This is a genomic window from Aquimarina macrocephali, assembly GCF_051627225.1.
Classification (GTDB): Bacteria; Bacteroidota; Bacteroidia; order Flavobacteriales; family Flavobacteriaceae; genus Aquimarina; species Aquimarina macrocephali.
This window is the reverse complement of record NZ_CP151795.1, coordinates 590,722-603,620: the sequence shown is the minus strand read 5'-3', so window position 1 is coordinate 603,620 and position 12,899 is coordinate 590,722. Positions and strand designations below refer to the sequence as shown.

Sequence of the window (12,899 nt, the reverse complement as noted above, 5' to 3'; positions counted from 1 at the left end):
GTTGGTTTAAAACCAAGCAGGTCTTTTTTTTATCTATCTGGATTGATTTTTATGCATGTTAAGTAACCCAAAATCAAAAGGAGTCCATAAACATGCTTTTATGTCACTTTGTTTTAATCCGGTATTTACCCAGGTATTACAGGTGTTAAAGCACGTGTAATTTCCTGTAGCTTCATAAAAATCATCGTTTTTATAATATCCTAACCCAGGTAATACTATCTTTTTATTTTCACCATTTAATCTAAAAGTAGCAGATATATATTGGTTTATCTTTCTAAGTTGTTTTTGATTGACTTTTAGAGCTATCCAGCCCTCCTGCATAGAAGAATGTCTGGTAACATGTAATAAGGTTGGAGTATTAAGAAATAAAGCTTGAAATCCATTAACAAAAGTAAGATCAGCCCATAATGGAGTTTCGACATAAAAGTTTTTGTCGCCCCAGCCAAATGAGAAATATTGCACCTGAGGAGTATCTAATTGATCATCTAAAACAATAGTGTTTAAGTCATTTTTGGCAATGATAATTTCTAAATGAACACTATTAGAACTTAAATAGATGGTGTGATTCTTTTCTTCACTATCTTTTTTTCCGTTTACCGGAATATAGGTTAATATCAGAGATACTATAAGATATAGTGTTGGGAGTATTAAAATAACCCCAATGTATTTCAATATCTTTTTGATTAACCTCATATGATAAAGTATAAATATTAGTTAGCCCTCATCTAGAATACCGAATCATGCTCGGTATTCTAGATGAGGGCTAAAATAATTAAAAGAAATTTATTATTCTATTTGATGGTTACTCTAATTCCTTCAGAATGACTAGAGAACTCTGGTGCATACATGCTCTGTATAGTAGTAATGCCATTAGAAAAATCTCCTTTGTTATTTACACGAAGGTCATACTCAAAAACATACACTCCTTTGGGTAAATAATCAAAGAAAAAGTTAGTAGAAGCATCTTTAGTACTTTCGTAATAGCCTAAACCATCTTGCCATTTATATTGTGAGATTACATTGATTGGTTCCAGACCAGATGCTCGCATATCTTTCATGTGAACAAACTCCATTGCACGATCAGATCTCAATTCGATACGCACTCTTATCAGATCACCTAATTCTAGTTTGGTTTTCGAAGTAATTTCTGTAATTTCTTCACCGGTATCTGTATTCTTTTTTAAGAATAATTTTTTCTTTAAAGATAATGGTGTTTTTGCCGAAGTGATTTTGTCTAACTCTTCAAAATATTGCCAGTATAAAGCTCCCCAGGCAATACCTTTTCCTTTTTTAGAGATTTTGGCAGTTGCCATATTAGGTTTTATTTCATTGCCATTCCAGGAGGTTTTAAAATACCCTGTTCCAGCTTCGACCTTTACATCTTCCATTTTACCTGGATCGATTTTTTGATCTCCTAATACAATGTCTACCATATCCGTTACCGATAACCAATCACTGCCTTGCAGTAATAACGCATATACAGCATCAGAAGTAGCTTTGGTAGTTTTCCAACGATTGGTCTGTTTATTTTTAAGTAACCAGATTTTCAGATTATCAACAATTTCAGTTCGTTTTGGTTCTGCTTCTACTTCAGAAAAGACTTCAATCATTAGCGATTGAGTTTCGATTGGAGCTTGATACCAGAACCAACTTGCTGTATTTGATTTCCAATACATCCCTAATTCTTCACTAGATACACTTTTTTCATCTAGTGATCTTATGATTTTGTTAGCTGTTGTGCTATCGTCATTTCTGTGTGTTATTAAGGCTAGCATTCCTTGTGCATATAGGCTTTGACTTAACCAATATTTTTTAGATTGCCCCAAGTAGTAGTTCCAGGCCTCGTTAGTATTTTTTGGCCTTTTGATATTTGTGAAGAAACTACGCATATACAAATAATGAATCTGAGTATAGCTTAAATGGTTTTTATTGATGTCAATCTTATTTTTCTCACAATATCGCTTAAGCTCCTTGTATTCTTTTACAAATTCTGCATCAAGAAAACGAACTGCATTTTGTAGCATATTTGCGGTATCTCCATCATACTTCGTAACCCCTAACTTTTTTAAATGTCCGAATCCTGTAGTAATATGTTGTGTGATGAACCTATTTTCTCGCCCTCCCTGAAACCACGGGAATCCACCAGAACCATACTGCATTTGTTTTAATTTGTTTAATGCCGATTGTAGCTCATTATTCATCTTATTAAGATCAAACAGCAAAGCGATTCGTTTCTTTTGTTCTGTTTCGCTTTGTGCATCACGTAACCAAGGTGTTTCCTGAATCATCAGAGATTTTAATTCCTGGTTTTTTTCAAGATTACTTAGTAGTGCATCACTGGATTTCCATTGATTAAATACTTCCTGGATTCTAGGATTAGAGTTAGCAATATGACTAGCTAAAGTATTTGCATAATATCTAGAGAATGTTTGTTCTGCGCACTCATAAGGATATTCCATAAGGTAGGGTAGTGCCTGTACAGCATACCAAGCCGGGTTAGAAGTCATCTCCAGAGTAAGCTTATGGTGTTTTAGTGTACTGGAGGTGTTATCCTTTAATTTGTCTAGCGTAAATGTTTTTGTTTGGTCAGAACGAATCCACATAGGTAGTGTCTCGGTAACTAGCATTCGATTACTTAATACCGGAAGCACATTTTGTTCTCCATCAGAAAAATCTCCTGCTTTGGCTATAATTTTATATTGTACAGTCTGTACATCATCAGGAATCTGAAGCTCCCAGGATACATTAGTGTTTCCTTTGGCTTTTACCATAAAATCTTGACGAGCATTATTATTTTGAAGCTTTGTATCTATCACTTTATTGGTTAAAGCATCAAATAGTTGTAACTCTACAATACCATTAAGATCTTTGGTAGCAAGATTTGATATTTTAGAACTTAATATAATTCTATCACCTTCTCTTAAGAACCTGGGTGGATTAGGAAGAATCATCAACTCTTTTTGAGTTACTGTTTCTAAAGTTGTTGTTGCTGCATTTAAACCTTTGGTATGTGATAGTAGCTGTAATTTCCATTTTGTTAATGCTTCGGGAGCAGTAAAATTGAAACTTACATTGCCGTCTGCATCAGTGGTTAACTGCGGAAAGAAAAAAGCAGTTTCCTGTAGGTTTTTCCGAATTTTAACACCTTCCAGAGATTGCTGTTCTGGTTGTTCTTGCGGTTTATTTGCTTTACTTTCCTTTTTGTCTTTCTCTGCAACGTCACCGGCAACTCCGGCAACCCCATCATCATTAAATTCTGCTTCTTCCATTGCAACTTCATTAGAAACGGCAGATTTGGCGGCAGATCTTTTCATCATCGGAGCGGGAGCTCCGCTTTCCATAATGTCATAATTTTTATTTCGACCTCCAAAATATTGTTGCCCAAAATATAAACCATACCAATTTAATTGATCATACCCTTGACTGCTATAATGATACGATGGGTTGTTATGGTTTTGTAATCTAAATGTGAGTACTCCAAAACTCTGTGTAGCATGTCTTTTACTTTGTGTATAATATGTAGGACGATTGATAGGATCAAAATACCATTGATGAGGTCTAAACTGATCTAAAGAAGCATCATACATACTAGCCAATAGTTCTGCACTAACCTTATCTCCTTTAGGACCTTTGATTGTAAAACTCCAGGTTTCCTGTTGACCAGGAAGTAATTTGTCTCTAAAAGTTTTGGTTTCTATACTAAGCTCTGTAGGCTCATAAGGAACAGGAATTATCATTGCTCCACTCTGATAACCGTTGTAGTTTAGGTAGCTATATCCGATTGAAAACCCTCCCAGGTCCTCTTTTGTAACCGGGATTTTGATAGTTTTACTGTTTTTTGAGAGTTTAATAAGTTTTGTCTCAATAATTTTATGATTCTTCTCAATATCTACTGTGATTGTTATGTCTTCTGAAGCAGAACTAAACTTTATAATCGCTTCGTCTCCAATTTTGTAAGTCGATTTATTTGTTGTGATTTCAAACAATTGCTGATCACTAATATTTTTGTCTTCCTGACTGTATAGTGTGACATATTGTATGTCCTTTACATCCTGACCAAATCGATCTTTGGTATTTAATTCAATAACATATTTACCCGATTCCCATTTTTTGATAGTGCCTAAAGAAAGCTGTTGTGTTCCTACTTCATTTTCTTTTGTCGATGCAGTATTAAAAGGTTTATCTAGTACTATATTTCCTTTATCCCATTTTCGATAATCATGTTCATTTTTAAAAGCATCATGAGGAAATAGTGCTGCGAATTTTTCTTCTTTGAAACCTTCATAATCAGGTGCTTTCCATGGTCGAATTCGCATAGGTTTTTTAGGAGCTTTCAGCTTGTATACCTTAACCGTTCCTGCTGCTGCAACAGATTCATTATTTAAATTTATAGTTGTTATAGTAAATGTGTTGTCTTTTTGTGTTTTATCAATCTTATCTTTGATTGCAATATCTGCGGTTAACGCATGATATCCTACATTAACTATCGTTGTGCTACTGCGTGTTTCTCCATTAATATCAATTACATCTGCTGTAACCTCGTAATTAAAAATTGGTAAATCCTCTTTTGATACTCCAAGATCTGGGAGTGCCTTAAAACTAATATTGTATTCTCCTTTTTCATCGGTTATGGTTTCTCCATGGGTAATTTCCTGAGGTTCTACTGTGTATCTTGGATACCAATAGCACCAACGGGGATATTGCACTTTACGGTGTACTCTATACACTACTTTGGCATCAGTAATTGCACTACCGGCATATGCCGTTGCAACTCCGGTTAGTTTTATTTCATCATTAACTTTATAGGTCTCTGTAACCGGATTAAATTTAGTCTCAAACTTAGGTCGTTTATACTCTTCAACAGAAAATGAAGTATTATTATAATTATTAGTTTGTATGGTATACACCCCAGTAAGTCCAGAAGCAGGGACAATAAACTCACCGCTATAAGATCCGTAATCATTAGTTGTAAATTGTAAAGTTTTTACATCTTGCCCGTTTACATCTTTTAGTGTAACAAAAGTGGGTTGATTAGATACTACTTTAAATTCTTCTTTGCCATCAGAAGACATCATAATCCCTTTAAAATATACAGTTTGTCCAGGTCTGTAAATACTACGATCTGTAAAAAGAAAAGTAGTAGTATTGGTTTTGGTACTATAATCTGGTTTATAAGATTGATTTAGATAGTACCCCTCAAACCTGGCAGCATCTTTCTCATGTGAAACGGTAATGTTAACATCATAGTGATATGTATTTACTGTTAAATACCCCTGGCCTTTTGCATCAGTAATTAGTGTTTTGTCTAATTTGTTACCGTATCCTCTTTGATTACTTGTTTTCAAATGTATTTTGGCATTGGCAATAGGAGCTCCATTATTACGATTTAAAACCTGAAATATTGATTTTTGCGGTGTCCTGTTTTCTGATAATGCCAAATTGCTAACTTGGGTGTTTCCATAAGAAAACAAGCTTTTTTGAGAAAGATCTTTTGATATAGTTGCTAAAATAAGATATGAGTCTTGCTCTAGTTCTGGTAATAATACTTCGGTAGTATGTGTTTGATAGTCATGTTCATCGCAAATTTCTGCTTCCCATGTTTTAGTTACCTTTAAGGAACTCAAGAATTTGATCTGATCTTCAGTTTTGTATAACTTATTTAAGTCTTTTAGTTGCTTAGGAGTAATTTTAAAAGCATTAAAATAAAGCTTATTAAGGTTTTTATATGTGATTAGTAATCTACCAGGTTTCTGTATAGGAACATATTTTTCGGTTTTGATGCTTAATTCGGTATGAAGTATCTGACTTTTTAATGCTTTACATTGATTGGCTCCTCTCGAATCAGGGAACTTCTTAATTGTAGCATCACATATTTCTAAGGCTTCTTTTAATTTCCAGCGATGCGTATCGTTTTCTCCTGGAATATAAGTAGAAGCATATTCTTTATATAAATTCGCAATTTCATAATCATATAAAGCTGAAGCATTATGGGTGGCAAATTTCTTTTTTTCTGATCGTAAACATTCGAGTAAAACGGTTTTTTTATCACCAAAAACAGCATTTTCTGATACAAATTTTATGCGTTCTATATTTACTTCGGTCAAAGCATCTGGAGCTTTATCTCTTGCATGAAATTTTATTAAATCCTGAAATAGTTTTAAAGCATTAAACTGTAATGATAATGAGTCTTTAGTTTCTATTTTTAAAGATGAAAAAACAGTGTGTTCCTGTAGGTATTTCTTGTCATTTATAGTAAAAGCATATGAAGGTTTGGTAATATTCGTTTCAGAAGTCTTATAAAAATCTAAAGCATTATGAGTTAAAAAATCATACAGTGTAGGACGATATTTTTTAGAATCACTACGAGTGTCTAAGATTTGATCAAATGCATTAAGATTTGTTTGCTGGGCTAAAACCCCATTTTTAAGAGATTTTTGATAATAAAGATGCGTTTCTGCAAATAATGTTTCTAGGTCCCAGGTTCTAAAATCTTCGACATCAACTTTTTCTGAAGTTTGAGTTCTATTATAAAACTTCCATCGATTTTGTTGAAAATACTGCCAGTATAAATTGGCAAGAATGCTTTCCAGAATGTTTCTTTTTGGAAATTTGCTATTATCAATCTCACTTTTTAAGTTTTTGATAATGGTAAGTTGCGCATTTTCTTCTAGAGTAAGCATATACTTCGCTTTGTGAAGTAACGCTTTGATTACCTGGTTGTCATTATTTTCTTTTTTGGCTTTACCATATATAGTTTCAACTACTTCCAAAGCAGATTTTGGTAACCCTTCCTGGTTAAAAGCTTCAACTTTTTTCCAATCACTTTGATAGTCATTTTGACCTTTCATAATATACAGGTTTGATATACAGATTATAATAAGGATGATATGCTTTTTCATCATATATATTTTAGGTTGTGAAATAAACGTAAAGAAATGCTGTATTATTTTATATGATAACGCTTCATAATTCATAAATAACATCATAAAACTACGTATTTGAAATGAGCCAAGATAATTTTGTTGCTATAAATCAAAATTTCTGCCACATTTTATTTGAAGACTAAGTAAGGCTTAAAAATGGATAGATAAAATGATAAATGAGGGAAGTCTCTGTTTTGTTTAGGAAACCTTATGATCTAATGAGGAAAATAATAAGAACCGAAATTATTTTTCATTACCTCATTATTTTATTAGCTAATTGTTAATTGTATCTTTACTCTCTTATTTAAGAGTTTACTATGCGTGTACATTTTATAGCTATTGGAGGTAGTGCGATGCATAACCTTGCCATAGCATTACATCAAAAAGGATATCAAATAACAGGAAGTGACGATACTATTTTTGAACCTTCAAAATCGAGATTAGAGCGGTATGAATTATTACCAAATGAATTTGGTTGGTTTCCAGAAAAAATCACTTCTGATCTTGATGCAATTATTTTGGGGATGCATGCCAAAAAAGATAATGAAGAACTTCTTAAGGCTCAGGAATTAGGGTTGAAAATATATTCATATCCAGAATTTTTGTATGAACAGTCCAAAAATAAGACCCGTGTAGTAATAGGAGGGTCACATGGTAAAACAACGATTACCTCTATGATTTTGCATGTATTGCATTATCATGATAAAGAGGTGGATTATATGGTAGGAGCACAGTTAGAAGGTTTTGATACTATGGTACACCTCACAGAAGAAAATGATTTTATCGTTTTAGAAGGAGATGAGTATTTGTCTTCACCGATTGATCGCAGGCCAAAATTTCATTTGTACCACCCCAATATTGCTTTAGTAAGTGGGATTGCCTGGGATCATATCAATGTATTTCCGACTTTTGATACTTATGTTGATCAGTTTAGAATTTTTATGAATTCTATTGTTAACGGAGGCGCATTGGTGTATAATGAAGAAGATCCTGAGGTAAAAAAATTAGCAGAATTAACAGAAAATCCTATTCGAAAATTTGAATATACCACCCCAGAGTATAGTGTAGAGGATGGAGAAACTTTATTAAATACTCCCGAAGGAGAGATGCCTATTGAAATATTTGGAGCACATAATTTAAATAATCTTGCCGGAGCAAAATGGATTTGCCAGCATATGGGAATTGATGAGGATGATTTTTATGAGGCTATTGCTTCTTTTAAAGGAGCATCAAAACGATTAGAAAAAATTGCAGAGAGTGATAATGCTGTGGCATATAAAGATTTTGCTCATAGTCCATCTAAAGTAAGTGCAACTACAAAAGCAGTAAAAGAGCAATATCAAAATAGAAATGTGGTGGCTTGTCTCGAGTTACACACGTATAGTAGTCTGGATGCTTCTTTTTTAAAAGAGTATGAAGGAGCTTTAAACGCAGCCGATGAAGCGGTAGTGTTTTATTCTCCTCATGCAGTAAAAATAAAACAACTTAAAGAAGTCTCTGCTTCCCAAATCGCTGAAGCTTTTAATCGTAATGATTTGATTATTTATACTGATCCAGAGAGTTTTCAGCAATACTTAAAGCAGAAAGACTTAGCTAATTCAGCATTATTACTTATGAGTAGTGGTAATTATGGAGGATTAGACTTTGATGAAGTGAAACATTGGATTGAAAACTGAAAGTGTTTTTAATAGCCTCTAATTATAAGTTTACTATACTTATTGGTTAGTTCGCAGCTTAAATACTTCAAAATACTCTTATATTAATGTTTAGAGGCTTACGCATTAAATTGTTGAAGATGATGATCCAGATGTTTATATTGTAGTTGTCCCCATTGCTTATTAGTAAATTTTCCAAACATTGGATGAGGTTCCCATTCTTTTTTGTCTCTCTGGTTAGAGAATTCGGCTACAAGATGTAAAAGTTCTTCTTTTTCGGTTTCAAAATCTTTTTGTTCAACTACTTTTAATTTTGAATGCGTTGGTAGATTTTTTCTCCATGGTTTATCATTATACATAGATTTTTTGAAGAATAGTTTTGCAAATACATTAGGCTTAAGCTCGGGATGATCTTTTTTTAAAGCAATTTTTAATGGAAATTGACAATGATGAAACATTTGCGAAACATTCATTTTCCCCCAGATAGCAGTACTGGTAACAGATAGTTTGTTTATACGATTTTCTATTTCGTTTTGTGCAGTTGAATCGAGGAGAGATTTCATATCAAATTTTTTAGATGACGTATACTCAAAAATACCATTTTTATACCAAAAAAATAAAGGCTAATCATATGATTAGCCTTTATAGAATATTATATATATGTTTTTTTAACTTACCTCATCAAAGAAAAGACTTAGAAACCCATCTAGATCGTCATTATTTGCAATATCTTTTGGAGTTCCCAGATTGATCATTAGCGGTTGATCTTTAATTGTTCCTTTCAAAAAATATTGGAAAGTAGTGCCCATCTTAAATTTATATCCTTTTAGTTGAGCGCCAAAAGAAGTAAAAGTTACTTCTGTTTTTGAACTATTACTTTCTGCAAATGCCGTTATTGTAGCATCAAAAACTGCAGATAACATGTCATCACTATAATAATCCCATTTAATAGATGTTCCGTCACAAGCCTGCAATTCATATTGAGATTGAGCTTCACATCCTCTAGGGACTTGTATGTTATTTCCTACTAAACTAAGAAACGAAATCTTCTTATCCTGCCCATAAAAACTTATGGTCGCAAGAAGTAAAACGAAAGTAAAAATATTCTTCATAAATAGGTCAATTTGAAGGTGTTAAAATATTCATTTTTGGATTAAGGGTGTCCAAATATAGTAAAACTTTCATTTTCAAACAAATATATGTAGAAAAATAATGTTATTTGATCGTAAATGAAGTGTTAATATAGTGATATTAATTCGGTAATAAGTTGTTGTAATTGAGATAAATAGTTTATACTTACAGATAGGATTTATTAGCTATTTTTAATTGTTAAACTTATTATATGAGTGAATTAAATTCTTCATTTTCTATCAAGGAATGGAGTGAAGATGATCGTCCAAGAGAAAAATTAATCGCTAAAGGGAAAAATACGCTAACAGATGCAGAGCTGATCGCAATACTCATTAGCTCAGGCAATCGTGAAGAAAGTGCTGTTGCATTAAGTAAGCGTATTTTGTCTAGTGTAGATCATGAAATTAATGCGTTGGGAAAATTATCAGTGAAACAATTGATGAATTTTAAAGGAATTGGTGAGGCTAAGGCTATAACTATTGTTGCCGGTTTAGAATTAGGGCGAAGACGAAGAGATGAAAACGTACCCATAGTACCAAAAATTACGTGTAGCAAAGATGCTTTTCATCTTTTTCAACCTATCATGGGTGATCTGGAGCATGAAGAATTTTGGGTGCTGTTTTTGAATAATGCAAATAAAGTAATCCAGAAAAAGCAGATAAGTGTTGGGGGAAAGACAGGAACTCTGGTAGATGCTCGAATCGTTTTTAGATCTGCACTAGAATATGGAGCAACAGGAATAATACTGGGACATAATCACCCTAGTGGAGTATTGATGCCTAGTCAATCAGATAAAATGTTAACCCAGAAACTAAAACAGGCAGGAGTAACTTTGGATATCAATCTACTGGATCATCTTGTTATTACAGAAAAAAACTATTTTAGCTTTGCAGACGAATCCATATTATAAAAGTGAGACTTACGAAATTATAAATCATAAGTCATAATACAACAATATGCTATTAATTCACGTACAAAAAATTACCCCCAGAGTATCCTACACATTTAAACAAATATGTAAGCGAATATTAGGTTTTGATGTTGATCTGACATCTAAAATAGAGCCTTTTATCGCTCATGATGGACCTAAGCTTTCATACGGTAAACAACCATTGGGAAAGGAACTTTATTTTCAGAGTGTTGATTTACTTTTTGAACATGGACTAAATGATATAGATGTTCAGGTTTTTGATTGGGAAGAAACAAAATGTTTTTTTGATGTAAAGCATTCCGACTCTGCATTGCCTTTTGATATTTTTGCGGCTACTTTTTATCTCTTAACACGATATGAGGAATATTTGCCACATGTGAAAGATGATATGGGACGTTTTCCGGCTACAGAAAGTATTGGGTATATCCATGATTTTTTACAGGATCCGGTAGTAGATATATGGGCATATAAATTCAAAAAAGTTCTTTTAGATAAATACCCTAACCTCGAATTTCGAGAAAAGAAATTTACAATTATACCTGTTGTTTCTGTAGCTCAGACTTTTGTGTATAAAAACAAAGGAGTTTTACGATCTATAGGAGGAGGGATTCGTGATTTGTGGAAATTGCAATTTGATAAACTAACAGATAGGATAAAAGTATTAATTGGATTTAAAAAAGATCCATATGATGTATTTGATTTTATAATTCAACTTCAAAAAAAGAAAAAAAGAAAAGCTAAAGTGCTATTTGGATTAGGAGATTACTCTAAATATGAGAAAAATGTAGGTTATAATCGCCCAAAACACCATGCAATCATTAAGCATATTGCAGATTATATTGATGTAGGATTAAAGGTCTCATATGAAGCTATCTCTGATTTATCACTGTTGAAAAAGGAAAAGTTACGAATAGAGAATATTGTTAACAGAAGACTTCGATATTCACTTTGTTCTTTTTTCAAAATAAAATTACCAGAAGCATATCGCAATTTTATCGAATTAGAGATAGGAGAAGATTACTCTATGGGATATCCCAAGCAATCAGGTTTTAGGGCAGGAACTTGCACTCCGTTTATGTTCTATGATCTTGATTATGAGGTGCAAACTCCTTTGGTGGTACATTCATTTTGTTTTGCCAGTCAGGGCGATAGAGAAGATATTAATGACCTGATGTCTGCAAGAAAAGAAATCAGCGTATATATGGATAAAGTAAAAAAGGTAAATGGAATTTTTATTCCGGTTTTTTGTAATACATTGTTTAGTGATTTACAAAATGAACCTTTTTGGAAATCAATTTTAGAATTTATTTGGACAGCAGAAGATGAATAATACAATAAAACATATTTTTTTTGATCTAGACCATACTCTTTGGGATTTTGACAGGAACTCATCTTTAGCATTTAAGATGATTTTTGAAAAATTTGATGTTAATACCAAAATAGAAGATTTTCTGGCTATATATCAGCCAATTAATATGAAATATTGGAAATTATACAGAGAAGAGAAAGTAAGTAAAACACAACTCCGCAGAAGTAGGCTTACAGAAGCTTTTATGCATCTTGATATCGCATTTTCTTTAGAAGTTATAGATGCAATGTCTGATGATTATATTAATTTTTTACCACTTCATAACTATTTGATTGATGGAACCCAAGATTTATTAGAATATCTTAATCCAAAATATGATTTGCATATCATTACCAATGGTTTTAGAGAAGTACAAAACATGAAGCTGTCAAATTCTGGAATACTACATTATTTTAAAACAATAACGAATAGTGAAGAAGCAGGGGTTAAAAAACCCAATCCATTTATTTTTGAACAGGCAATACAAAAATCCGGCGCAAAACTCGATAGTAGTATGATGATAGGAGATAACTATGAAGCAGATATAATGGGAGCAGAGGCAGCAGGTTTAAGAACTATATGTTTTAATTACCATAAAGAAGAATTGCCGGCACATAATGTTCAAGTTTCTGAATTAAAGCAGATTAAAAAGTATCTTTAGTAAATAAATATTTGTAATTTATTTCAATTCATGTACAGTCCCAGAGTTTTTTTAGTAGCTTAAACATTGATTATTAAGTGTTTTAAATTATATTTTTAAAAACACGAAATAAATTAACAATTTGAAAATAGGGTATTTGTAACTTATACTGTTGTTATAATCGAAGACCAAAAGTGAATCTTAGGAGTAAAGGAAATTAGCACAAGATGATGATATAAATAACTAATAATTTAAGAACTCGTCTTAACTT

The 12,899-nt window shown here is 32.5% G+C and carries 8 protein-coding genes; 4 read left to right on the top strand and 4 right to left on the bottom strand.

Annotated features, from left to right (window positions below; all coding sequences use genetic code 11):
* Positions 1–33: 33 nt before the first annotated feature.
* Positions 34–693, bottom strand: coding sequence for a TIGR02117 family protein (locus tag AAFU52_RS02690; protein ID WP_438425224.1), 660 nt, complete (start codon positions 691–693; stop codon positions 34–36).
* Positions 694–791: 98 nt separating this feature from the next.
* The gene (locus tag AAFU52_RS02685; RefSeq protein WP_438425219.1) at positions 792–6,848 is read right to left on the bottom strand and encodes an alpha-2-macroglobulin family protein; all 6,057 of its coding nucleotides are present in this window, start codon (positions 6,846–6,848) and stop codon (positions 792–794) included.
* Positions 6,849–7,240: 392 nt separating this feature from the next.
* Here AAFU52_RS02685 and AAFU52_RS02680 point away from each other — a divergent pair, with 392 nt between their 5' ends.
* Positions 7,241–8,599 carry a UDP-N-acetylmuramate--L-alanine ligase gene (locus AAFU52_RS02680; protein WP_024772094.1) on the top strand — a complete coding sequence of 453 codons (1,359 nt, stop codon included), beginning with the start codon at positions 7,241–7,243 and terminating at the stop codon, positions 8,597–8,599.
* Positions 8,600–8,697: 98 nt separating this feature from the next.
* Here the strand turns inward: AAFU52_RS02680 and AAFU52_RS02675 are convergent, their stop codons facing one another.
* Positions 8,698–9,141, bottom strand: a complete 444-nt coding sequence (locus AAFU52_RS02675) for a DUF1569 domain-containing protein (RefSeq protein WP_438425217.1) — start codon at positions 9,139–9,141, stop codon at positions 8,698–8,700.
* 105 nt (positions 9,142–9,246) lie between these two features.
* Entirely contained in the window at positions 9,247–9,690 is a 444-nt protein-coding gene (locus AAFU52_RS02670) for a hypothetical protein (RefSeq protein ID WP_024772096.1), read from the bottom strand.
* A gap of 230 nt (positions 9,691–9,920) precedes the next feature.
* On the opposite strand from AAFU52_RS02670, the gene radC reads away from it, so the two are divergent.
* The 3 genes from radC to AAFU52_RS02655 are packed head-to-tail and all read left to right on the top strand — an operon-like array spanning position 9,921 to position 12,649.
* Positions 9,921–10,619, top strand: coding sequence for a RadC family protein (gene radC, locus AAFU52_RS02665; protein ID WP_106795042.1), 699 nt, complete (start codon positions 9,921–9,923; stop codon positions 10,617–10,619).
* 46 nt (positions 10,620–10,665) lie between these two features.
* Positions 10,666–11,970: a polysaccharide deacetylase family protein gene (locus AAFU52_RS02660; RefSeq protein ID WP_024772098.1), complete on the top strand. Its 1,305-nt coding sequence runs from the start codon at positions 10,666–10,668 to the stop codon at positions 11,968–11,970.
* Complete coding sequence (locus AAFU52_RS02655) at positions 11,963–12,649, top strand: YjjG family noncanonical pyrimidine nucleotidase (RefSeq protein ID WP_024772099.1); 687 nt, start codon at positions 11,963–11,965, stop codon at positions 12,647–12,649. Before AAFU52_RS02660 ends, AAFU52_RS02655 begins: the two co-directional genes overlap by 8 nt.
* The last annotated feature ends 250 nt before the right edge of the window (positions 12,650–12,899 follow it).